21 protein-coding genes and 1 tRNA gene are annotated in these 22,471 nt (G+C 71.0%); 14 read left to right on the forward strand and 8 right to left on the reverse strand.

What is annotated here, in order from left to right; genetic code table 11:
- Positions 1–34 precede the first annotated feature (34 nt).
- The 5 genes from holA to pabB all read right to left on the reverse strand — a co-directional run bounded on the left by holA (position 35) and on the right by pabB (position 8,067).
- Positions 35–1,087, reverse strand: coding sequence for a DNA polymerase III subunit delta (gene holA / locus EI169_RS08915; protein WP_125132010.1), 1,053 nt, complete (start codon positions 1,085–1,087; stop codon positions 35–37).
- 10 nt (positions 1,088–1,097) lie between these two features.
- Complete coding sequence (locus EI169_RS08920; RefSeq protein WP_240640379.1) at positions 1,098–3,371, reverse strand: ComEC/Rec2 family competence protein; 2,274 nt, start codon at positions 3,369–3,371, stop codon at positions 1,098–1,100.
- A 14-nt stretch (positions 3,372–3,385) separates the two neighbouring features.
- Positions 3,386–4,003, reverse strand: a complete 618-nt coding sequence (locus tag EI169_RS08925) for a ComEA family DNA-binding protein (protein ID WP_125132011.1) — start codon at positions 4,001–4,003, stop codon at positions 3,386–3,388.
- An 87-nt stretch (positions 4,004–4,090) separates the two neighbouring features.
- Positions 4,091–6,610, reverse strand: coding sequence for a leucine--tRNA ligase (gene leuS, locus EI169_RS08930; protein WP_240640729.1), 2,520 nt, complete (start codon positions 6,608–6,610; stop codon positions 4,091–4,093).
- Positions 6,611–6,732: 122 nt separating this feature from the next.
- Positions 6,733–8,067, reverse strand: coding sequence for an aminodeoxychorismate synthase component I (pabB, locus tag EI169_RS08935; RefSeq protein WP_240640380.1), 1,335 nt, complete (start codon positions 8,065–8,067; stop codon positions 6,733–6,735).
- Positions 8,068–8,108: 41 nt separating this feature from the next.
- Between pabB and EI169_RS08940 the strand changes: the two genes are divergently transcribed.
- The 4 genes from EI169_RS08940 to EI169_RS08955 are packed head-to-tail and all read left to right on the forward strand — an operon-like array spanning position 8,109 to position 11,437.
- Entirely contained in the window at positions 8,109–8,771 is a 663-nt protein-coding gene (locus EI169_RS08940; RefSeq protein ID WP_125132013.1) for a DedA family protein, read from the forward strand.
- Between the two features lie 5 nt (positions 8,772–8,776).
- Positions 8,777–9,817 carry a phosphatase domain-containing protein gene (locus EI169_RS08945; RefSeq protein ID WP_125132014.1) on the forward strand — a complete coding sequence of 347 codons (1,041 nt, stop codon included), beginning with the start codon at positions 8,777–8,779 and terminating at the stop codon, positions 9,815–9,817.
- 28 nt (positions 9,818–9,845) lie between these two features.
- On the forward strand, positions 9,846–10,559 hold the full coding sequence (locus tag EI169_RS08950; protein WP_125132015.1) for an SOS response-associated peptidase: 714 nt from the start codon (positions 9,846–9,848) through the stop codon (positions 10,557–10,559).
- 20 nt (positions 10,560–10,579) lie between these two features.
- Positions 10,580–11,437, forward strand: coding sequence for a 3-methyladenine DNA glycosylase (locus EI169_RS08955; protein WP_125132016.1), 858 nt, complete (start codon positions 10,580–10,582; stop codon positions 11,435–11,437).
- A gap of 4 nt (positions 11,438–11,441) precedes the next feature.
- Here EI169_RS08955 and EI169_RS08960 read toward each other — a convergent pair whose 3' ends face one another.
- On the reverse strand, positions 11,442–12,623 hold the full coding sequence (locus EI169_RS08960) for a glycoside hydrolase family 3 N-terminal domain-containing protein (RefSeq protein ID WP_240640381.1): 1,182 nt from the start codon (positions 12,621–12,623) through the stop codon (positions 11,442–11,444).
- Positions 12,624–12,755: 132 nt separating this feature from the next.
- Here EI169_RS08960 and EI169_RS08965 point away from each other — a divergent pair, with 132 nt between their 5' ends.
- The gene (locus tag EI169_RS08965; protein WP_164515471.1) at positions 12,756–14,027 is read left to right on the forward strand and encodes an HNH endonuclease signature motif containing protein; all 1,272 of its coding nucleotides are present in this window, start codon (positions 12,756–12,758) and stop codon (positions 14,025–14,027) included.
- A 58-nt stretch (positions 14,028–14,085) separates the two neighbouring features.
- Here the strand turns inward: EI169_RS08965 and EI169_RS08970 are convergent.
- Both EI169_RS08970 and EI169_RS08975 read right to left on the reverse strand, forming a co-directional pair.
- Positions 14,086–14,158, reverse strand: a tRNA-Ala gene (locus EI169_RS08970).
- A gap of 271 nt (positions 14,159–14,429) precedes the next feature.
- Positions 14,430–15,374, reverse strand: coding sequence for a hypothetical protein (locus EI169_RS08975; RefSeq protein ID WP_125132018.1), 945 nt, complete (start codon positions 15,372–15,374; stop codon positions 14,430–14,432).
- 113 nt (positions 15,375–15,487) lie between these two features.
- Between EI169_RS08975 and EI169_RS08980 the strand changes: the two genes are divergently transcribed.
- The 9 genes from EI169_RS08980 (at position 15,488) to EI169_RS09020 (ending at position 22,468) form a co-directional block, all read left to right on the forward strand.
- Positions 15,488–15,910 (forward strand): hypothetical protein, encoded by a 423-nt coding sequence (locus tag EI169_RS08980; RefSeq protein ID WP_125132019.1) that lies wholly within the window; start codon positions 15,488–15,490, stop codon positions 15,908–15,910.
- Between the two features lie 89 nt (positions 15,911–15,999).
- On the forward strand, positions 16,000–16,668 hold the full coding sequence (locus EI169_RS08985) for a thioredoxin domain-containing protein (RefSeq protein WP_125132020.1): 669 nt from the start codon (positions 16,000–16,002) through the stop codon (positions 16,666–16,668).
- A gap of 26 nt (positions 16,669–16,694) precedes the next feature.
- Entirely contained in the window at positions 16,695–17,642 is a 948-nt protein-coding gene (locus EI169_RS16580) for an NAD(P)-binding domain-containing protein (protein ID WP_205783767.1), read from the forward strand.
- Positions 17,639–18,175, forward strand: coding sequence for a signal peptidase II (locus EI169_RS08995; RefSeq protein ID WP_125132021.1), 537 nt, complete (start codon positions 17,639–17,641; stop codon positions 18,173–18,175). The genes EI169_RS16580 and EI169_RS08995 overlap by 4 nt, the downstream gene beginning before the upstream one ends.
- Positions 18,172–18,501 (forward strand): DUF6804 family protein, encoded by a 330-nt coding sequence (locus EI169_RS09000; RefSeq protein ID WP_125132022.1) that lies wholly within the window; start codon positions 18,172–18,174, stop codon positions 18,499–18,501. Before EI169_RS08995 ends, EI169_RS09000 begins: the two co-directional genes overlap by 4 nt.
- Positions 18,498–19,097 (forward strand): TlpA disulfide reductase family protein, encoded by a 600-nt coding sequence (locus tag EI169_RS09005; RefSeq protein WP_125132023.1) that lies wholly within the window; start codon positions 18,498–18,500, stop codon positions 19,095–19,097. The genes EI169_RS09000 and EI169_RS09005 overlap by 4 nt, the downstream gene beginning before the upstream one ends.
- Positions 19,094–19,861: a cytochrome c biogenesis CcdA family protein gene (locus EI169_RS09010; protein ID WP_125132024.1), complete on the forward strand. Its 768-nt coding sequence runs from the start codon at positions 19,094–19,096 to the stop codon at positions 19,859–19,861. Before EI169_RS09005 ends, EI169_RS09010 begins: the two co-directional genes overlap by 4 nt.
- A complete protein-coding gene (locus EI169_RS09015; protein ID WP_125132025.1) occupies positions 19,842–21,530 on the forward strand; it encodes a cytochrome c biogenesis protein ResB in 1,689 nt (562 codons plus the stop codon). Before EI169_RS09010 ends, EI169_RS09015 begins: the two co-directional genes overlap by 20 nt.
- Positions 21,527–22,468, forward strand: coding sequence for a cytochrome c oxidase assembly protein (locus EI169_RS09020; protein ID WP_125132026.1), 942 nt, complete (start codon positions 21,527–21,529; stop codon positions 22,466–22,468). Before EI169_RS09015 ends, EI169_RS09020 begins: the two co-directional genes overlap by 4 nt.
- Positions 22,469–22,471 lie beyond the last annotated feature (3 nt).

Genomic DNA, 22,471 nt, shown 5'->3' on the forward strand with positions numbered 1-22,471 from the left:
GGGCCTTCGTCGTTCCCGGACCGGTCGACCGGCGTCAGGATGCGAACGGCGCGCGCGTCGCGATCACGGTCACCATGCGCTCGAGGGCGAACACCGCGTCGCGCGAGGCGCCCTTGACCTCGGCGTCGGCCCGCGCGGTCGCCTGGATCGCGCGGCCGAGTGTCGCCTGCGACCAGCCGACGAGGTCGCGCCTGGCTCGCTCGACCTGCCAGTCCTTCATGCCGAGCCGCGACGCCAGCGCCGCGGACGACTCGCGCGAACCCGCGACGCGCGCCATGCCGCGCAGCTTCATGGCCACCGCCGCGACGAGGGGAACGGGATCGGCTCCCGACGCGAGCGCGTGCCGGAGCGAGACGAGCGCTTCGCCGTGGCGACCCGCGATGGCGAGGTCGGCCACCGTGAAGGCCGAGGTCTCGACCCGGCCGCCGTAATACCGCTCGACGATGCGGTCGTCGATGTCGCCGTCGACGTCGGCGATGAGCTGCTGACACGCCGCGGCGAGCTCCGTGAGGTCGTCCGCGAAGGCGGACACGAGCGCGCGCAGCGCCGTGGGAGCGATGCGCCGGCGCGCGGCGGAGAACTCCCCCGCGGCGAAGTCGTAGCGGTCGCTGTCGCGCTTGATCGCGGGGCATGCGATCTCGACGCCGTCGCCTTCGCCCGCGCGGACGGCATCGAGGAGCTTCTTGCCGCGCACGCTTGCGCCGGTATGCCGGAGGACGACCGTCGCGCCCTCCTGCGGCTGTGCGAGGTAGGCGACAGCCTCGGCGAGGAAGACGTCGGAGCAGCGTTCGACGCCCGACACGCGCACGAGTCGCGGCTCGCCGAACAGCGAGGGGGACGTGACGGCGAGGAGCGTCCCGGCGGTGTAGTCGTCGGCACGGATGTCGCTGACCTCGAGACTCGGATCCTCCGCCTTGAGGAAGTCGCGGATGCCGGCCGTCGCCCGCTCGGCGCAGACCTCCTCCGGGCCCGAGACCAGCACGATCGGCGCGGGCTGTGGATCGCGCCACGGCACCTGCGGGATCACCGACCGCGGCGCCGCCGCGCGGCCCCGCGTCGAGGAGGATCGACGGGGTGCGGCAGCCATGCCGTCCAGCCTAATCCGGGGGCCCGACGCCGCCGCGCCAGATGCGCAGCGCCCCACCGTCGCGCCACACGACGACGGCTCCGTCCGTGTCGGTGCGCGCGATGAGCGCACCCAGGCGCCGCAGGACCGCGAGGATACTGGCTCGCGGATGCCCGTAGTCGTTGCCGGCCCCCACGGACACCAGCGCGACGCGGGGCTGCGTGCGCTCGTACAGGGCCGGGTCCTGGTCGGCGCTGCCGTGATGGGCGACCTTGACGACGTCGAACGCGCCGAGATCCGCGCTCGCGCGCAGGCGCACCTGAGCCTCCGCGTCGAGGTCTGCCAGCAGCAGCGTGGACGGGATCCCCTCCCCCGTCACCGCGAGTGCGACCCCCGCGGCGTTCCCCGGCGTCCGCACGGATGCGGCCGGCCACAGCACGCGCCAACGCGCATCGCCGAGCGTGCCGACGTCGCCGGCCTCGACCGCCATCACGCGGGCTCCGGATTCGGCGAGCCGCGCGAGCGCGCGAGACCCGTCCGCATCCGGCGGCCCGTGCAGGACCGTTCCGACACGCCCGACGACCGCGGCGACGCCTCCGGAGTGATCTGAGTCGAAGTGCGTGAGGACGAGGACGTCGACGTGGTCGATCGCGAAGCGCTGCAGGCACGCGGTCAGTCGCGCAGGGTCGGGACCGGTGTCGACGAGCATGACGCGCTGCTCTGAGCGCAGAAGCACCGCATCCCCCTGCCCCACATCGCACATCGCGATCCGCCAGTCGGCGGGAACCGTCCATCGCGCGGCCACGCCCCCGAGGATCATGGTTCCGGCCACTCCTCCCCCGACGACCGCGACGAGGCCGATGGCGACGGCACGGACCAGGCGCGTCCGCCAGCCGCGGGTGCGGACTCCCACGGCGACGGCGATCCCCGCGCCGACGGCGGCGAGCAGCGCCGCCCCCGCGATCCCGGCCGGCCAGGGGACGCGCTGGCCAGGCACCGCGGCGACCGCGTGGGCGACACCGGCGATCCACGTCGCCGGCAGCCAGGCGAGCGCAGCCAGACCGCTCTGCAGCAGCGGGAACGGCGCCGCCAGGCACGCGAAGAAGCCGGCGACCGTCGCCATCGGCGCGGCGGGGGCGGCGAGGAGGTTCGCGACCACGCCGAGCACCGGCACGGAGGGGTCGAGGAGGATCAGGAGCGGCCCGCACACGAGCTGCGCCGCCAGCGGGACGGAGATGCCCAGAGCGAGCGGCATCGGCACCAGGCGTCCGAGGCCGGACGCGAGCGGCCGCGCGAGGGTGAGGAGGGCGGCGGTGGCCGCCGCGGACAGCGCGAATCCCATGCTCACCGCGAGCCACGGATCGACGACGAGGCACGCGACCACGGCGCCGCTCAGGACGGCGAGCCCGACGGCGGGGCGGCCCAGGGCGACGGCGAGCATCGCGATCGCGGCCATCGCTGCCGCGCGCACGACGCTCGGCTCCGGCGTCACGAGCAGGACGAACGTCACGAGGGCGCCGACACCCGCCGCCACGCGCACCCCCCGGCGCGCACCGCAGAGCGCTGCCAGGCCGAAGGCGAGCCCGACCACGATCGCGCAGTTGGCGCCGGATACTGCGGTCAAGTGCGTGAGCGAGGAGGTGCGCATCGCGTCCTCCAGCTCGGGCCGCACCGCGGACGTGTCCCCTACCGCGAGCCCCGGAACGAGCGCGCCGCCGTCGCCCGGCAGCGTCCGCGCCGCTTCCGCGAAGCGCGCGCGGACGGTGGCCAGCACGTCCCACCCATCGCCCGGCGACGCGACGACCTCGACCGCGTCGGAGCGGACGATCACCGCCGCGCGCTGCCCCGCATCTGCGGCGAATGCCGTCCCGCGCACGCGCACACGGGCGCCCAGCTCGAGCCCGGCCGGCACACCTTCCGTGGCCCCGACCCGGACGGGCACCGCGGTCGAGAGCACCTCGTCCCCTGCGCGCACCTCTGCGGCGACGGCATCGAACCAGAGGTCACCGGATGCCGCCGCATCCGGCCGTCCCGACACGGTCGCCGTGATCTCGACCGTGCGTCCGCCCGCGACGGCGACGACGGCGTCGCGGGCTGGGAGGGCCGCGCCCACCGAGACGGCCACCGCGCCCACCGCGGCCGCGACGACGGCCAGGACGCCGAGGAGTCCGCCGCGGGCGCGCACGGCCAGCGCCGTCAGCAGCAGGGCGGCCCCCCACGCGACGGCGGCGATCGGCACGGCGCTCCCGGGCACGAGCACTGCCGCCGCGGCCGCCACCCACGTCGCCGCGGCGACGGGGAGCATCCGCACACGGCGCATCACACGCGCACGCGGTCGCGCAGACCGTCGACGAGCTTCTCGCCGATCCCCGGCACCGCGAGCAGGTCCTCGACGCTGGCGAACCGCCCGTTCTCGGTGCGCCAGTCGAGGATCCGGCCGGCGAGGGCGGGACCGATCCCGGGGAGCGTGTCCAGTGCCGCCGCGTCGGCCGTGTTGAGATCGACGATCGTGTCGCCCGCGGCGGACGTCGGCGCCGCGGGCGGAGGCGCCCCGACGACGGGGACGAGGAGCTGCTCGCCATCGGAGACGTCGCGCGCCAGGTTGACGATCGCGCGGTCGGCGTCGGGGGCGAAGCCGCCCGCGGCCGCGATCGCGTCGGTCGCGCGGGCGCCGCGGGGCAGCGCGTAGACCCCCGGCGAGCGGACGGCGCCCGCCACATGGACGAGCACGGTGTCGGACGCGGCCGAGGACGGCTCCGGTCCGTCGGATCCGCCTGTCGGCGCCGCGAGCCCGTGGGCGGGCACCGCCTCGGCGTCTCCGCCGGCGCCACGGACGATGCCGATGACGACGGTGACCGCGAACGCCGCGAGCACGAGCACGACGACCGCGCCGGCGGACAACCGGCGTCGCCTCGAGCCGTCTCCTGATCCGCCCACGCCGTCACGCTAGGCGGCCGGCCGTGACCGGACGACCCGACGCCGTCCGGTCACGGAAAGCGCGAGCGCCCGCGCGCCTGGGGAGGACTACTTGGTCGAGAAGCTGACGACCTTCGGCGGCCGCACCACCGCGCGGACGATCTCGCGGTCGCCGAGTGCGCGCTGCACCTTCGCGTCGGCACGTGCGAGCCGCTCGAGCTCCGCCGCATCGATGCGCGCGGGCACCTCGAGGGTGCCGCGCACCTTGCCGTCGATCTGCACGACCGCCGTGACCGACTCCTCCACGAGGAGGGTCGGGTCGGCCGAGCGCCACGGCACGAGACCCACGAACGGCTCGTAGCCGAGCGCGTTCCACATCTCCTCCGCCGTGTGCGGCGCGAACAGATCGAGGATCATCGCGGTCCCCTCGGCGGCCTCGCGCACGGCGGGGTCGGCGGCGCCGGCTCCCGAGTCGATCGCCTTGCGGGTCGCGTTGACGAGCTCCATGAGTCGGGCCACGACGACGTTGAACTTCGTCTGCTCGACCAGCCCCGGCGCATCCGCCAGCAGCCGGTGCGTGACGCGGCGCAGCGCCGCGTCGCCCTCGGCCCACACGACGTCCCGCTCGCTGTCGACGTCGTGCGCGATGCGCAGCGCCCGCGCCAGGAACTTGGCCGCACCGGTGGTCGAGACGTCGTCCCAGTCCTTGTCGTCCTCCACCGGGCCGGCGAAGGCGAGCGCGACGCGCAGCGCGTCGGCGCCGTGCGTGTCGAGCTCCTCCTGGAAGAGCACGAGGTTGCCCTTGCTCTTGGACATCTTCGAGCCGCCCAGGATCACCATGCCCTGGTTGATGAGGTTCGAGAACGGCTCGGTGAACTCCACCATCCCCATGTCGAACATGGCCTTCGTGACGAAGCGGGCGTACAGCAGGTGCAGGATCGCGTGCTCGACGCCGCCGATGTAGAAGTCGACCGGGCCCCACTTGTCCGCCTCGCGCGAGGAGAACGGCTGGGTCTCATCGCCCGGCGAGAGGAAGCGCATGTAGTACCACGAGCTGTCGACGAAGGTGTCCATCGTGTCGGGGTCGCGACGCGCCGGCTCGTCCGTGCCGGGCGCGACCGTCTGCACCCACTCCGTCGCGGCGCCCAGCGGCGACTGGCCCTTGGGTGAGAGGTCGAGCCCTTCCACCGCGGGCAGGCGCACCGGCAGCTCGTCCTCGGGCACCGGCACGATGCGGCCGTCCTCGGTGTGCAGCATCGGGATCGGCGTGCCCCAGAAGCGCTGACGCGAGATCAGCCAGTCGCGCAGCCGGTAGGTCTTGGCGGCGCGGCCGCGGCCCCGCTCCCCGAGGAGATCGATGGCGCGGGCGATCGCGTTGCGCTTGGACAGCCCGTCGAGCGGGCCGGAGTTGATCATGCGCCCCTCGCCCGTCAGGGCGATCCCGGTGCGCACCGGGTCGAGGTCGTCGAGCGTCTCCCCTCCGGGGTCCAGCGGCACGCCGTCCTGGTCGAACTCGATGACGGGGATCGCGCCGGTCACGGGCGCCGTCGTATCGACGACCACCCTCACCGGCAGGTCGAACGCGCGCGCGAAGTCGAGGTCGCGCTGGTCGTGCGCCGGCACGGCCATGACGGCGCCGTGGCCGTAATCGGCCAGCACGTAGTCCGCGGCCCAGATCGGCAGCCGCTCGCCGTTGACGGGGTTGATCGCGTAGCGCTCGAGGAACACGCCCGTCTTGGGGCGGTCGCTGGACTGGCGGTCGATGTCGGTGCTCTTCTGCACGCGCTCGAGGTAGTCCTGGAAGCGCATGCGCGCCTCGGGCGAGGCCTCGGCGACGAGCTCCGCCGCCAGGTCGGAGTCGGGCGCGACGACGAAGAAGGTCGCGCCGAAGAGCGTGTCGGGGCGCGTGGAGAACACCGTCACGGTGCCCTCGCGGCCCTCGATCTCGAAGTCGATGTCGGCGCCGACCGAGCGACCGATCCAGTTGCGCTGCATCTGGATGACCTTCTGCGGCCACGAGCCCTCCAGCTGGTTCAGGTCGTCCAGCAGGCGGTCGGCGTAGTCGGTGATCTTCAGGTACCACTGCGTGAGCTTCTTCTTGACGACCTCATTGCCGCAGCGCTCGCAACGGCCGTCGACGACCTGCTCGTTCGCGAGCACCGTCTGGTCGAACGGGCACCAGTTGACCGGGCTCTCCTTGCGGTAGGCCAGCCCGCGCTCGTAGAGCTTCAGGAACAGCCACTGGTTCCAGCGGTAGTACTCCGGGTCGCTCGTGTGCAGGACGCGGCTCCAGTCGAACGAGACGCCGTAGTCCTTCAGGCTCTGCTTCTGCTGCGCGATGTTCCCGTAGGTCCACTGCACGGGGTCGGCGCCCCGCTGGATGGCCGCGTTCTCGGCGGGCAGGCCGAAGGAGTCCCACCCGATCGGGTTCAGGACGTTGTACCCCCGGTGGCGCCAGAATCGCGCGACGATGTCGGAGTAGAGGTAGTTCTCGGCGTGCCCCATGTGGAGGTCGCCCGACGGGTACGGGAACATCGCCAGGACGTACTTGCGCGGCCGGGCGTCGTCGTCGCCGCCGGCACGGAACGGATCGCGCTCGGCCCAGAGCGCCTGCCACTTCCGCTGGATCTCGTGGGGGTCGAAGCCCCCGCTTTCGGCAGCGGTCGACGGAGAGCTGGTCTGGGACACGGCGGAGCCAATCTGGAGGTCGGGAGAGGCGCCGGAGCGCCGTCCTCCAGGTTACCGGACCCTCACCGCGCCCAGTCGGCGGGCAGAGCGGCGCCGGCGGCGGCCAGCGGCGCCCGGGCTTTCAGGGCGACCTCCGCGACCTCCGCGTCGGGCCGCGACAGCCACGTGATGCCCCCACCGGCGCCGACGTACGCGCCGCCCGGGAACGTCACGATCGAGCGGATGACCATCGCGAGGTCGGCCGCGCCGTCGTCGCCCACCCAGCCGAAGCAGCCCGCGAAGACACCCCGATCCGCGCCTTCCAGGTCGTGCAGGATGGTCATGGCGGAGAGCTTCGGGGCGCCGGTCATGCTCCCGGCCGGGAAGGCCGCATCCAGCACGTCGCCGATCGTCGCCCCCGGGCGCAGCCGCCCCGACACGGTGCTCACGAGCTGGTGCACGGTGGGATAGCTCTCGACCTCGAGGAGCCGCTCGACGGCGACCGTGCCGGGCTCGCTGACGCGGGAGAGATCGTTGCGCATGAGATCGACGATCATGACGTTCTCGGCCCGCTCCTTCGGGTCGGCGCGCAGCTCGGCGGCCAGTGCGGCATCGACGCCGGGGTCGGCCTCCCGCCGCCGGGTGCCCTTGATCGGATGCGTGCGCGCGAGCCCGCCGTCGATCTCGAGGAAGCGCTCGGGGCTCGCGCTGACGAGCGCCTCCTCGCCCGCACGCACGATGCCGCCGTGGTGCGACGGGGCGTCGCGGCGCAGGCGCGAGAATGCGGCGACCGGGTCGACCTCGCCCTCGATCGCGAACCGCGTCGTGAGGCACAGCTGGTACGCATCGCCCTCGCGGATGCTGTCGCGGCAGCGCTCGACGAGCTCGGCGTACCCGGAGGGTGCGTGCCGGGCCGTGGCCGTGCGCACCGGTGACGCGGGGACGGCGGGCGGCGCATCGCCCGCGCGGTTCCACGCCGACGCGAGCCGCGCCGCGACCTGGCCCTCTCCCGCCGCCCACGCCCTCCCCGTCGCGTGGTCGATCGCGATGACGGCGTCCACGCGCAGCCAGCGGTCGGCGGGCGCCGCCGCATCCGCCGGCGCGACGGGGGCGCCCGCACGGGCCGCGCCTCCCTCGTAGCCGAGCCATCCCACCCAACCCGTCACGAACGCCGGCGAACCAGGCTCACGGCGCGGAGCCGCCGACGCGTCGACGCCGCGGACCTCCGCCGCCGAGGCCGCACGCCCCGCACCGAGATAGCTCCAGCCGTGCGACGCGGCGGGCCCGGCGTCGAGCCAGAAGACGTGCGGATGCTGCGCCGCGAGCTCCGCGAACACCGCGGCGGCGTCGACGCGGCGGTCGAGCTCGATCCGGGCGACGCCCGCGCGCGACAGCTGCGGGGCGGCATCGGCGGACACGCTCCCAGGCTAGACGCGGTCGTCGGCTCTAGGCTGACGGCGTGAACGAGATCCTGTCCGGTCTGCTCGATGCCGTGCAGAGCGTGGATCCCGTGCTGCGGACCGTCATCGCGGGCCTTGCGATCATGCTCGAGACGAGCGTGCTGGTGGGGCTCATCGTCCCCGGCGACACGATCGTGATCGTCGCCGGCACGGCCGTCTCCTCACCGTGGGAGGGGGTGCTCCTCGGAATCGCGGTCGTCGTCGGCGCCCTCATCGGCGAGAGCGTCGGGTTCGCGCTCGGGCGCTTCCTCGGCCCCCGCATCCGCGCGTCACGCCTGGGCCGCCGGATCGGCGAGCGGAACTGGGCGCGCTCGGAGCGCTACCTCGAGCGCCGCGGCGGGCCCGCCATCTTCCTGTCGCGCTTCCTCCCCGTCCTGCACTCGCTCGTGCCCCTCACGGTGGGGATGAGCGGCTACAGCTATCGCCGCTTCCTCGCGTGGACGGCGCCGGCATGCGCGGTGTGGGCGGCGCTGTACATCTCGGTGGCGGCGGCGGCCGCCGGCACCTACCGCGAGCTCAGCGACACGATCCATTTCGCCGGGTACGTCTTCGTCGGCATCATCGTCGTGTTCCTGCTGCTGGTGTGGATCGGCAAGAGGGTACTCGAACGCTACGAGCGGCGTCACCTGGACGACGCCGGGACGGGCGACGTGGAAAACTGACGGGGATGCCCTCCGACGCCCCCCGCACCAAGATCCTCTGGCTGGCCCGTCTCGAACGGCGCTTCCACGCGTGGCGCGAGCGGCGCGCGCGCGCTCGCGGCCTGCGGCCCCAGGTGACCGGCTTCCCGGGATACGGCGGTGAGGACTGGGTGCGCGTCGTCGGCCGCGTCCTCATCGCCCCGCCGGTGCGCAAGCCCGCCCCCGGCGAGTACGCGAGCGTGCGCGGCTGGCGCAGCTTCGTCGCCGTGCCCGTCGGCTTCGCCCAGGTGCGGATCGACGTCGAAGGGGTGTCGCACCACGTCGTCGCCGATCGCGGCGGGGTCATCGACACGGTCGTCCCCGGCCGGCTGCAGCCCGGGTGGCAGACCGTCTCGATGTCGGTGGAGGACAGCGAGCCGGTGGAGACCCGCGTCTTCATCGTCGGCAACGACGTCACTTTCGGGATCGTGTCCGACGTCGACGACACCGTCATGGTCACGGCTCTCCCGCGCCCCCTGCTCGCCGCGTGGAACTCGTTCGTCCTCGACGAGCACGCGCGACAGCCGGTGCCGGGCATGGCCGTGCTACTCGAGCGCCTCGCCCGCGAGAACCCCGGCGCACCGGTGCTCTACCTGTCGACCGGCGCGTGGAACATCGCGCCGACGCTCATCCGGTTCCTGCGCCGGCACCTGTTCCCGCCCGGCTCGATCCTCCTCACCGACTGGGGTCCCACGCACGACCGGTGGTTCCGCAGCGGCCGCGACCACAAGGACTCCAACCTCCGCCGGCTCGCGGCCGAGTTCCCCCGCATCCGCTGGCTCCTCATCGGCGACGACGGGCAGCACGACGACGAGATCTACACGCGCTTCGCCAGCGCGCATCCGGAGTCGGTGGCGGCCGTCGCCATCCGGCGTCTCTCCCCCGCCGAGGCCGTACTCGCCGGTGGTCGCACCGTCGTGGACGACCACTCCGCGGCCGCGGTGCCGTGGGTGACCGAGTCCGACGGCGCCGGACTGCTCGAGCGCCTGCAGGATGTCGGCGTCGTCCATGGCGATCCGAGCGCGTGAGGTCGGCGGCCGGGCGTAGCGTGGGAGGATGTGCGGACGTTTCGTCGTAGCCAATGCCGGGTCGGAGCTGGTCGGCGTGCTCCGCGTCGATGTCGAGGGCGATGACCTGCCGGCGCCCTCGTTCAACATCGCCCCGACGGCCCCGGTGGCGATCGTGCTCGACTCCGCGAAGGAGGAGCCGCCGGTGCGGCGGCTCGAGACCGCCCGCTGGGGGCTCGTGCCGTCGTGGGCAAAAGACCCGAAGATCGGCGCACGGGCGTTCAACGCGCGCAGCGAGGAGCTCGAGGACAAGCCGATGTTCCGGGGCGCGCTCCACAAGCGGCGGGCGATCATCCCGGCCACCGGCTACTACGAGTGGAAGACCACGCCCGACGGCAAGATCCCTCACTTCATCCACCCCGCCGACGAGCAGCCCATGTTCTTCGCCGGGCTCTACGAGTGGTGGAAGAACCCCGCGCTCGGCGAGGACGACCCCGACCGGTGGCTGCTGAGCTTCACGATCCTCACCCGCGACTCCATCGGCCGGCTCGGGTCGATCCACGACCGCATGCCGCTGTTCATGGACCCCGATCACGCCGATGCGTGGCTCGACCCGACGACCGACAACGTGCGCGACGTGCTCGACGCCGCGCACGACGCCGCTCCCGCGATCGCCGACACGCTCGACGACCATGTGGTCTCGAAGGCCGTCGGCAACGTCCGCAACAACGGGCCGGAGCTCATCGAGCCGGTCGAGGACTGACCCCGCCGTATCCTCGAGGGATGCCGTCCGTCGCCGCGCCCGCCTCGCTCGCGAGCGCGCAGTGGCGGGAGCGGGAACGCGCGCACGCCGAACGCGCCGACCGCATGACCGCGGGCCGCCGGGCCCGGGTCGCGCGCGGCGAGACGCATCCGGTCGACGACTTCCTGTACACGTACTACTCGTACCGGCCGTCGCTCCTGCGGCGCTGGCATCCGGGCGCGGATGTGGTGCTCGAGGACGCCGCCGACCGGCTCGCGCAGCGGTGGTACCGCCCGGGGCCCGTGCCGGACACTGCGATGGTCGACGACACGGCGTTCCGCGCGGAGAAAGGTCCGCTCATTGAGGCCGTCCGCCGCATCCTGCGCGCGACGGCGGGCCGGGCGGGCTCGTTCGGATGCTTCGGGCTCCACGAGTGGGCGATGGCCTACCGCGCGGCCGACGTGCGGCACGACGTCCCGCTGCGCCTCGGCCACGAGGGCACGGACGCGGTGGTGGAGGCTCACGACCTCCGCTGCACGCATGTCGACGCGTTCCGTTTCTTCACGCCCGACGCCATCCCGCGCAACCGCGAGACGCTGCGGCGCGAGGACCAGGTGCGCACGGAGCAACCGGGATGCCTGCACGCCGGCATGGACCTGTACAAGCGGGCGGTGAAGCTCGGCCCTCTCGTGCCCGGCGAGCTGCTCCTCGACGCGTTCGCCCTGGCGCGCGACATCCGAGAGCTCGACATGCGCGCCTCGCCGTACGACCTGCGCGCATGGGGCCTGGATCCCGTCGCGATCGAGACCGTCGAGGGCAAGGCGGAGTACGTGCGCCATCAACGGGGGTTCGCCGAGCGCGGCGCGGCGGTGCGCCAACGGCTCCTGGCGGTGGTCTGACGCGCTAGCCCGCGGGCGCGCAGTCGCCGCAGGGCGCGAACGCGGCGCCGTCGTCGCCGAGCTCGAGCCGGAGCCCGGCGACGCGCGTCGCCGCCTCGTCCAGGCGCGCGGCCGGAAGGGCGCCGGACTCGACGGCGGCGACGATCCCGTCGACGATGCGCCCAGCCGAATCGGGCGTCGTGAACATGACCGACAGCACCAGGTCGTTGCCCGCCGCGAGGGCCGCCACCGCGTTCGCGACGGGGTCGCGGTACTGGGCCTCGCCGGAAGCCTGCAGCATCCCCAGGTCGTCGGTGACCGCCACGCCCGTGAATCCCAGCTCGTCGCGGGCGATGCGGTGCCACTCCGCCGACAGCGACGCGGGCGCCGCGTCGACGGCCCGGTAACGCAGATGGCCGAACATCAGCAGCGGTGCTCCCGCCTCGATACCGGCGGCGAACGGCACGGCGTCGGCCGCGCGCCACTGCTCGAGCGACTCGTCGGTGGCGGGGATGCCGTTGTGCGAATCGCCCGGTGCGGCTCCGTGGCCGGGGAAGTGCTTGAGCGTCGAGAGCGCGCCGGCCGACTCCCCCGAGACCGCGGCGGCGACGCGCCGGGCGGCACCGGCCGGATCGGTGCCGAGCGCCCGCCGATAGATGAACATGCCTGGGTCGGAGGTGACATCGGCGACGACCCCGAAGTTGACGCCGATGCCGGCACGCGAGACGAGCGCGCCCCGCCCGGCGAACGCGTCGCGCACCTCGTCGTCGGAGCCGTTCTTGAGCGTTAGCGCCGCCGGAAACGCGTCCCACGACAGCCGCGACACGTCGCCGCCCTCCTGGTCGATCGCCAGCAGCGGCGGGAACGCCGCATCCGGGGTCATCGCGGCCGTGAGCGCGCGGAGGGATGCCTCGTCGCGCGGCACGTTGGCGCCCATGAGGATGAATCCGCCGAGCTGGTTCTGGGACATGTACGCCGCCGCCGTGGCGGGGTCGGTCGTCGGGATGTGTCCCATGACGACGCTCGCCGCCTTCTCCCTCACGGACATCGCCGCGACGATCTGCTCGACGCGGGCCGTTGCCTCATCACCCGCGGATGCCGCGACCACGCGTACACCGGCGTGCTGCTCCTCGGACGGAGTCGGCGCCGCGGCGACCGGCAGCGCGAGCAGCACGCCCACAGCAGCGGCGACGACGCGACGGATCACGCGGCCAGCCTATGTCGCGGCGGGGCGGCGACGGTCGAGGGTTGATGTCGGTGGCCCGTCGTAGTGTGGTCCTGTCAGTGAGAGATGTGCCCACTCTCCCGAGGTTCGGATGGTGGTGCGCGCGTGGTTTTCGTGAGCGATGAGCACGGCCGGATGCGGCAGGAGGTCGATGCCGCGGTCGCGGCCAGGGTCGCGCTCGCACGCGCGCAAGCGGAACTGATCCGTCACCACGCCCGGGTCGCGGAACTCGCGTATGCGCAGACCGCGCAGATCGTGTCACGGTCGTCGCGGGAACGGGACATGCCGATGCGGTCCGTCGCGGCCGAACTGGGCGCGGCCGCGCACCAGCACGACATGACCGTGCAGAAGGAACTCTCCGACGCGTACGACCTCGTCCACCGGTTCGCCGCGACCGTGAACGCGCTCGCGCACGGCACGATCTCGATGCGGCACGTGAGCGTCATCCGCGATGCCGGTCACCGGCTGCCCGACGAGGTGCGGGGGGCGTGGGAGTCGGTCGTGCTCGACTACGCCGCCACCACCACCCCGGGACGCACGAAAGCGTACGCCGGACAACTCGCGGAGAAACTCGACCCCACCGGCATGACCGAACGCTTCGACACCGCGAACGGCGACCGGGAAGTGTCGGTCCACGACCTCGCCGACGGCATGGCGCTGCTGCAGATGCTGCTGCCCGCGACCCTCGCCCACGGCGCCAAAGACCGACTCCGCCGCATGGCCACACAGACGAAGAACGCCGCGAACGACCACGCTCGCGACGGCGGCGTGGAGGATGCGCGGACGGTGCGGCAGATCGAAGCGGACATCGCCGCCGACCTCCTCCTCACCGCAACCCCCACCATCGACCCCACCACCGACCGATCCCCCGGCGGGCTCGGCGCGATCCGCGCCGTCGTCCAGATCGTCGTGCCCGTCACCACCCTCACCGGCACCACCGATGCCGGAGCCATGCTCAACGGACACACCCCCATCGACCCCGCCACCGCGAAGAAGCTCGCCGGCGACGCCCCCGGATGGGACCGCATCATGTGCCACCCCGTCACCGGCACCGTCCTCGCCACCGACCGATACACCCCCACCACCGAACAAGTCCGATTCCTCCGCGCCCGCGACCAGCACTGCCGCATGCCCGGATGCCGACAACCCGCCGTACGGTGTCACATCGACCACAACCACGAACACCAACACGGCGGCAGAACCCACATCGGCAACCTCTCCCACCTCTGCATCCGACACCACACGTTGAAGACCGAAACCGAGTGGGCCGTCGAGCAGAGCACCGGAGGAGTGCTCCACTTCACCAGCCCCCTCGGGCGGCGCTACCGCGAAGCACCACCGCCGAGGGTGATGTTCGTCCCCGACGACGAACCGCCACCCTTCTGATCGGACGGGAGAAAAGCGAAAGCCCGGCACTCTGCCGGGCTCATCGCGATGACTTCGGTGGACCTGAGGGGACTCGAACCCCTGACCCCCTGCATGCCATGCAGGTGCGCTACCAGCTGCGCCACAGGCCCGGATGGTCTCGCGGATGCCCAAAACCCCCGGAAATCGGCCTTCGACCTCACTCCGGTGGTGGTGATTGCCAGCATACGCGACTGGGCTTCGAGAGATCTCGACGACCCTGGAGCGATGTCGAGATATCTGAACTGTCGAGTAATTATCTACATCGCAAGTTGCCCCCGACGTGACCGGCGGACTACTCGATTCCTGAAGTCACGGGCATCCTCTCGATGAATGGAACGGTGAACTCGAACCTCACCGTCGCTGAGCCGCGAGTTGGACGCGTCAAGACGGAGCAGGGACCCGAAGTGCCGTCACTGCGAGACAGGCGTCCACGACGTCCGCCGGCCGATTTACGCCGTGTTGCTCCTGCACCAAAGCGTTGAACCTCTTGAGCCACTTCCACTTCTTGCCGTGTGTGAAGCGATCGGGGGCACCGTCATGCTCCACCTGCGCGCTCAGCATCACCTCGGCCGCGCTCGGCACCTCTTCGCCTCGGTTCCGTTGTCGATTGGCTTCCTCGTTTCGGGCATTGATCATCACCTTCACCGACTCGTCTCTCACCATTGCCCTCGCGTCGGTGCGGAGCGCCTCCAATGCATCCCGATTGATCTCCGGGTACTTGCGCACCAGGTAGGCGAGGTCGAGAAAGTGCGACTCGATGTCCGTTCCGTCGGTGACGAAGGGGAAGAGCTCCGCCCCCGCCGGTCCGATCAGTACGTCGAGCGAGCGTGCGGAAGTTGCGATCGAGTGGAGCGCCGCGCGCTGATCCTCACCGAGGACGATCCCGTGATTGCGGCGCGCATGCTCGGCACGCTCGAGGGTTGCAGCGCTGACCACCGGCGCATCGGTCGCGTGCGACGCGGTGAGCAGTCGCTCCTCCGCATCCAGCAGCGCAATCGATGAGTAGCGCGCGGAGTTGCGCGGGCGGAAGACGCTCGTCTCATCGGCGCGTCGGAACTCAGCGGGCGAGACCGCGAGCTCAGGTGGCGTGAGGCGCGTGGAGCGCTGCTCCGCAGCATCCGTAATCATGCCGACGACCGCCTCACGGTCCTCGGTCGCGGCGAACCGCCACCCCATCGTCTGGCGCGCGGCTTCGGCGTAGAGGTTCCAGCGAGCCCACGTCGAGCGACGCTCGCTGGCGGCTTCGACGACGCGCTCTGCGAGCTGGTTCAGGATGCTGCGCTCGATGTCTTCGGCACGCAACGGCTTCGGGGAATAGTCATCCATTTCAGGATCAGGCGCCGACTGGTCCAACTGTCGACGGAGCCGGCCTCCGAATGCGGCTAGATGCGTGCGCTATCGTGCTAGGGATGACGTCCTCGGCACGGAACCCGCGATCCGTGACGCTGAATGAGCAGTTGTTGATAATGAGGCTCATTACTAGCGTCGGTTTGGCGTTGCTGCTGATGCTCGGGCTGGCGGCAACAGCCCATACGGAGCTGGATGGGGCGGCGCCCGTTCCTCTCGTGGTATCGGGGCTGATGGACCCGCATGTGGAGCCAGTACTAGATGCCGCGGCCGCGCATGAGGAAGTCGCTGATAGCTCCTGGTCGGGGTCGAACGCACTTGTCGGTGCGGCGTTGTGTGTGTTCAGTGTCCTGTGCGGCCTCACGTTCATGGTGGCGCTGCGGAGACTGTGGCGTCGGCGGATGCCACCTGTCCTGGGTGCAGCGCCACGGATGCCATCGCTCATTCCCGCTTCGGCCGCGCAGGCGCACCCCATCGTTTTCTCGTTGACGCAACTGGGTCTTTCCCGAACCTGATATCTGGCACGCCACCCCGTCGGGTGGTGCTTCGTCCCGGGCCCTGTGCCCGGGTGTTGTCCTGTGCCGTGTCTTGGTTGGAGTGCCCGATGAAAACCCCTGGAAAGGCGACTCTCGTCACCATTGCCGTCGTGGTGGTGCTGGTTGTGGCCGCGTTGATCTATGTCCTTGTCAATCAGAGCCAAGCCGCTCCGCCCTCGTCCGGGGACGGCTCCTCGTCGACGCAGCTGGTGCGGGAGAACTCGCACGTCCTCGATGACGGAGGTGACGGCGCGGTCACGGTGGTGGAGTTCCTGGATTTCGAGTGCGAGGCATGTGGGTCGTTCTACCCGATCGTGGAGGATCTGCGGGAGCAGTTCGCCGGGGAGATCACCTATGTGGTCCGCTATTTCCCTCTTCCGGGTCATTTCAATTCGAAGAACGCCGCGATCGCGGCGGAAGCGGCCGCGCAGCAGGACCGGTTCGAGAACATGTACCACCGCTTGTTCGAGTCACAGGCGGAGTGGGGTGAGGCGCAGGAGTCTCGCGCCGACTTGTTCCGCAGCTTCGCGGAAGAGCTCGGCCTGGATATGGCCGCCTTTGACGCCGCCGTCGCGGACCCGTCAACGGCTGAGCGTGTCGATCAGGACTTTGAAGAGGGTCGCGCTCTCGGGGTGAGCAGCACACCGACGTTCTTCGTCGACGGCGAGCTCGCGGAGTTGCAGGAGTGGGACGACCTTGAGAACCTCATCCAGGCCGCGGTGAGCGGTGGTCAGTGATGCGGGCGGGATTGTCACATCGACGGGTGATCATCGTCGGCGCCGGGCAGGCCGGGCTGGCGGTCGCTGCGGCGTTGAGCGCGGAAGGGCTCCGGCCGCAACACGAGTTCGTGGTGATCGACGCGGCCGGACCCGGGCAACGCTCCTGGGTGTCGCGGTGGCATTCGATGGAGCTGCTCAGCGACGCCCGGCATAGTGCGTTGTCTCCGCGCCGGCTGCTGGGTGATCAGCGCCGGGATCCACGGGCGGACGAGATGGTCGACTACCTCACGTATGTGGAAGCCGGGCTCGGCGTGGAGACCGTTTGGGGCGTCCAAGCTACGGGGCTAGAGCATCGTGGGAACGGTTCGACTCTGCTGCTGTCGACGACGGCGGGTGAGGTGCAGACCCGCAATGTGGTGTGCGCGACCGCCGCGGCCGCGCATCCTCGACTGCCGGAGTGGGCGAGTTGGCTGCGCGTGCCGGGTGTCGTGCTGCACAGCAGCGAGTACCTGTACCCGGGGCAGATCCCTGCCGGGGACGTGCTCATCGTCGGCGGCGGCAACAGTGGTGTGCAGCTGGCTCGCGAGCTGTCCGCCTCGCACGCCGTTACTCTGTCCACTCGCAGGGTGTTCACGGTGCGGTGGCGAGTCGTCTCCAGCGACGGGCACCCGATCAGCAATGAGTATCAGTACACGGTCGAGGCGATCACGGTGCCCACCAGTACCCCCACCCCCGAAGCGACCGAGGAACAGACACCCGCACCGTCTGCGACGACCCCGGCCACGACCTTCGGAGAGATGCACAATGGCCCCTCCGGAGGTGGGGAGCTCCTACCCGTCCTCGCGGTCGTGAGCGGTGTGATCGTGCTCGGCGGCACCCTGCTGGTCGTACTCATGGTGGCTCGAAAGCGCCGCCGCCGCGACAGAGCAGCTGCTGCGTCCGGTCAGGGCGGCGGGGATGTCGGCACCGGGGAAAGAGGGTCCAGCCGATGAATCGTGAGCAGTCCCGACGATTCGCGATCGCCTGCGTGGCCGCCGGCGTGGTGGTCCTGGTTGACCAGGCGACGAAAGCGGCCGCACTCAGCGGATTGAGCCAGGACGAGCGCATCCCGCTGCTGGGAGATCTGCTCGGGCTGCAGCTCGCGTTCAACCCGGGCGCAATCCTCTCTCTTGGCTCCGGGTTCACAGGGCTACTCACTCTCCTCGGCGTCGGCGCCGTGATACTGCTGATCGTCGCCGCGGCGCGGGCACGGACGGGATGGTGGGCGGTGGGGATCGGGCTGATCCTGGGCGGCGCGGTCGGAAACGTGATCGACCGACTCTTCTCGCCGCCAGGGTTCGGGGTCGGTCACGTCACCGACTTCCTCGCCTACGGGAACCTGTTCATCGGGAACCTTGCCGACGTCGCCCTCGGCGCCGGCGTCATCGTCCTCGGCCTGAACATGTGGATCCGGCATCGCCGTGCCCGCGCGAGCGCGACAACCGGTGCGTCTCCTGCGGCGGGCTCAGTGGTGAGCGGGTCATGATGGCGAAGCAGCGGACCCCGTCCGTGTATCAGCGCAACGCGTTCGCGCCGGGGCTGCTCGCGGCGGCGGTGTTGTTCCTCGCGCCGGTGCTGATGGGTGGGGACTGGTTCACGGTGGTGCTGTTCGTCGCGGCGATCCTCGCGGTCATCGTGGGGTGGTTCGCGGTCCAGGCGCGGCAGTGGTGGTGGGTGCCGGTGTTCGTCGTGATCGCGGTGATCTGGAACCCGGTGTTCCCGTTCACCGGCCCGGTGTGGACGGCCGCGCAACCGGTCGCGGCGGTCGTGTTCCTGGTCGCCGGTGCCCTGATCAAGGTCAAGCGCGCATGATCCGCCGCCGAGTCGTTGCCGCCGTGACGCTGGTCGCGGCGCTGCTGCTGGCCGGGTGCACCTCCAGCGACTCGCTCGCGCAGCAGTACCGGAACGGAAACGAGAAAGGCTACATCGCCGGTGACTTCCAGGTCGTCGAGATCCCAGCGGGGGACCGCGGCGCGCCGGTGGTGTTCGAGGGCGTCACCGAGACCGGCGAGACGGTGTCCAGTGACGACTACCGAGGCAAGGTGTTGGTGGTGAACTTCTGGTATGCGGCGTGCGGGCCGTGCATCGTCGAAGCGCCCATGCTCGAGGAGGTCTGGCAGGACTACCAGGATCGGGGTGTCGCGTTCCTTGGGGTGAACACCTACGACCAGCCCGCCACCGCTCAGTCGTTCGCCCGTGACAACAACGTCACCTACCCGAGCGTGATCGACGTGAACGACGGACGGGTGAAGCTCGCGTTCGCGCAGGCAACCCCGATCCAGGCCACCCCGACGACCCTCGTCATCGACCAGGAGGGGCGGGTCGCGGCGCGGATCATCGGGCAGCTGGCCGGTGCGTCGATCCTGTCCACCCTGGTCGCGGACACGCTCGCCGAGGACGCCTCGTGAACCCGGGACAGATGGTCGTCGACGGCGCCCTGTGGGTCGCTGTCCCGGTCGCGATCCTCGCCGGCCTGGTCTCGTTCGTGTCCCCGTGCGTGCTGCCGCTGGTGCCCGGTTACCTCGGCTACCTCGGCAGCACCACCACGACATCCGTGGCCCCCGCGGTGAACGGTAGAGGCATCGTGAGGGCGGAGCGTGCCCGGCTGCTGCTGGGCGTGGGCTTGTTCATCGCCGGGTTCACGGTGGTGTTCGTCGCCGTCACGATCCTCGGCGGCGCCTTCGGGTTCCTGCTGCTGCAGTACGCGGGCATCCTCACTCGTGTGTTCGGGGTCGTCATCATCGCCCTGGGGCTGGTGTTCCTTGGGTTCTTCGGGATCGCGCAGCGCACCTTCCGGCCCCGCGCGCAGGGCAGGGCGGGGTTGATCGGGGCGCCGCTTCTGGGGTTCGCGCTCGGTGTCGGCTGGACGCCGTGCATCGGCCCGACGCTCGCGGCGATCATCTCGATGTCGTGGAACCTCGGCGACCCCGCCCGCGCAGGCCTGCTCGGTCTGGCGTATTCGCTGGGCTTAGGCATCCCGTTCCTGATCCTCGCGGCCGGGTGGGGGTGGGCGTCCCGATCGGTGGCGTTCCTGCGGAGACACATTCGCGCGCTGAACATCATCGGCGGGGCCATGCTCATCGCCCTCGGCCTGCTGATGGTGACGGGGCTGTGGACGGCGCTGATGTCGCAGCTGCAACAGGTGGTGATCAATGTCCCCCTCCCGCTCTGACACCGGCACCGACGTCACCGCCGACCCGCTGCGCCCCGGCGACCACGCCGACAGCGAATCCGCGACCGAGATCACCCAGCCGGCGCTGGGCATCACGGGCTGGCTGCGGTGGGCGTGGCGGCAGCTGACCAGCATGCGCACCGCGCTGGTGCTGCTGCTGTTTCTCGCCATCGCCGCCGTGCCTGGATCGCTGTTCCCGCAGCGCAGCGCCGACCCCAACGGCGTCACCCAGTGGGAGCGAAACAACCCCGACGTGTTCCCGCTGGCGGATGCGGTGGGCCTGTTCGACGTGTACCTGTCGCCGTGGTTCTCCGCGATCTATCTGCTGCTGTTCACCTCCCTGATCGGTTGCGTGATCCCGCGCGCCAAGCACCACTACAAGGCGCTGCGCTCTCGCCCGCCGCGCACCCCGGCACGCCTATCGCGGCTGTCGGAGTATCGGGAGTTGACCTTGCCGATAGGGGAGGGGCAGACCGACCCGGCCTCCCACGCGATCGACGTCGCGGCAGCGCAGCTGCGGAGAGCCGGATACCGGGTGGAGCGCTACGACGCCCGCGGCGCGGCGTCGGTGTCGGCCGAGCGCGGCTACCTGCGCGAGACCGGCAACCTGATCTTCCACGTCGCCCTCGTGGGCGTGCTCGTCTCCGTGGCGATCGGGGGGTCGTTTGCGTACACGGGGCAGCGGGTGGTGGTGGAGGGCACCACGTTCGTGAACGCCCTCAGCGACTACTCCTCGTTCAACCCCGGCCGGTTCGTCGACGGCACCGGGCTTGCCCCCTACTCGCTCACCCTCGATGACTTCCAGGTCTCCTATCGCCTGCCCGGCACGCCCGGCGCCGGCCAGGCCGGCGACTTCTCCGCCGACGTCACCATCCGCCAGCCCGGGCAGGACGACCGGGCGCAGAGCGTGATCGTGAACTACCCGATCACCGTCGGAGGCGACCGCATCTACTTACTCGGCAATGGGTACGCCCCCACCCTCACCATTCGCGACGCCGCTGGCGAGGTCGTGTACAGCGAGTCGCAGCCGTTCCTGCCGCAGGACTCGAACATGACGTCGCTGGGGATCATCAAGGTCCCGGACGGGTTGCCTGAGCAGGTCGGGCTGGTCGGGTTCTTCTACCCCACCCAGGGGGTGTTGCCCTCCGGCGCGTTCACCTCCGTTTATCCGGACGTGATCAACCCGGTGATCACTCTCAACGTGTTCAGCGGGGATCTCGGCATCGACGACGGCACCCCCCGATCGGTGTATACCCTCGAGGTCGACGGGCTTACCCAGCACACCGGTGGCGACACCGCCGCCGACTCCCTTGAGCTCACCCCCGGCGCCACTGTCGACTTGCCGAACGGGTGGGGCACCATCACCTGGGAGGAAGTCACGGCGGAGGAGCCGGTGAAGCGGTTCGCGTCGCTGCAGATCCAACGCGATCCCAGCAGCGCCTGGGTGCTCGGGTTCTCCGTGCTCGCCACCCTCGGCTTGTTCGCCGGACTGTTCGTGCCCCGCCGGCGGCTCTGGGTGAAAGCCCGCACCACCCCGGATGGTGTGCGCGTCGAGTACGCGGGACTGGCCCGAGGCGAGGACCCCGCTTTGCCGCGCGCGGTCGACGAGCTTGCGGCCCGCCACGCGCAGACCCTTGGCGTAGACCAGCCGGCGAAGGACACGCTGTGACGACCGTGTGGATCCCGGATGCCCCGCCGACCCTGGGCGGGTTTCTCACGCCGGCCCCGCTTCCGGCTCCGGTACTGCCGATTCTCGCGGGACTCCTCGCGGTCGTCTATCTTGCTGGCGCGATCCGCATGTGGGTGCGCAGCCGCGGCTGGCCGGTGTGGCGGACGGTCAGCTTCCTGCTCGGCTGCGTCGCCCTTGCCGCGGTAACCGGGCTGGCGGTGGAGAACTACGGGTACGCCTTGTTCTCGGTGTTCATGTTCCAGCAGCTCACCCTGATGATGGCGATCCCGCCGCTGCTGGTCCTCGGCTCTCCCGGCACCCTGCTGTTGCGTGCCACCCCGCACCACGGCCCGGGTCTCCTGGTGCTGCGTGCCGCGCATGCTGGGCTGCGCAGTCGCACCGCGCGGTGGTTGCTCAGCCCGTGGCTGGCGGTGCCCCTCTACCTGGCCGCGTTCTATGGTCTGTACCTGGCGAACTTCGCCGACCCGATCCTGTCCACCGTCACCGGGCATACCCTTCTCGAGGTCGGGTTCCTGGTCGCTGGGATGCTGTTCACCATCCCGATCCTGTCCTCTGACCCGCTGCCGGTGCGGATGAGCCACGGCGGCCGCGCCCTGGACGTGTTCGCCGAAGCCGCCCTGCACGCCTTCTTCGGCGTCTTCCTGATGATGGCCACCACCACCCTCATCGACGGGTTCGCCGGCCCGACGAGCGCGCTGGGCATCGACCCGATCGAAGACCAGCGTCTGGCCGGTGGGCTGGCCTGGTCGTACGGCGAGGCTCCCACCCTGCTGATGCTCATCTACGTGATGCACCGCTGGTTCCGTGACGACACCGCCCAGGCCGTCGCCGCCGACCGCCGCGCCGACGCCCACGGAGATCCCGAGCTCGACGCCTACAACGACTACCTCACCCGCCTCCACCAGAAAGACACCTGACCC

The organism is Microbacterium sp. 10M-3C3, from assembly GCF_003931875.1.
Taxonomy (GTDB): domain Bacteria; phylum Actinomycetota; class Actinomycetes; order Actinomycetales; family Microbacteriaceae; genus Microbacterium.

Excerpts from the sequence above, each read along its gene's own strand:
- holA (WP_125132010.1), bottom strand. The coding sequence starts at position 1,087 with ATGGCTGCCGCACCCCGTCGATCCTCCTCGACGCGGGGCCGCGCGGCG.
- EI169_RS08920 (WP_240640379.1), bottom strand. The coding sequence starts at position 3,371 with ATGCTCCCCGTCGCCGCGGCGACGTGGGTGGCGGCCGCGGCGGCAGTG.
- EI169_RS08945 (WP_125132014.1), top strand. The coding sequence starts at position 8,777 with ATGCCCTCCGACGCCCCCCGCACCAAGATCCTCTGGCTGGCCCGTCTC.
- EI169_RS08950 (WP_125132015.1), top strand. The coding sequence starts at position 9,846 with ATGTGCGGACGTTTCGTCGTAGCCAATGCCGGGTCGGAGCTGGTCGGC.
- EI169_RS08955 (WP_125132016.1), top strand. The coding sequence starts at position 10,580 with ATGCCGTCCGTCGCCGCGCCCGCCTCGCTCGCGAGCGCGCAGTGGCGG.
- EI169_RS08975 (WP_125132018.1), bottom strand. The coding sequence starts at position 15,374 with ATGGATGACTATTCCCCGAAGCCGTTGCGTGCCGAAGACATCGAGCGC.
- EI169_RS08985 (WP_125132020.1), top strand. The coding sequence starts at position 16,000 with ATGAAAACCCCTGGAAAGGCGACTCTCGTCACCATTGCCGTCGTGGTG.
- EI169_RS08995 (WP_125132021.1), top strand. The coding sequence starts at position 17,639 with ATGAATCGTGAGCAGTCCCGACGATTCGCGATCGCCTGCGTGGCCGCC.
- EI169_RS09000 (WP_125132022.1), top strand. The coding sequence starts at position 18,172 with ATGATGGCGAAGCAGCGGACCCCGTCCGTGTATCAGCGCAACGCGTTC.
- EI169_RS09005 (WP_125132023.1), top strand. The coding sequence starts at position 18,498 with ATGATCCGCCGCCGAGTCGTTGCCGCCGTGACGCTGGTCGCGGCGCTG.
- EI169_RS09015 (WP_125132025.1), top strand. The coding sequence starts at position 19,842 with ATGTCCCCCTCCCGCTCTGACACCGGCACCGACGTCACCGCCGACCCG.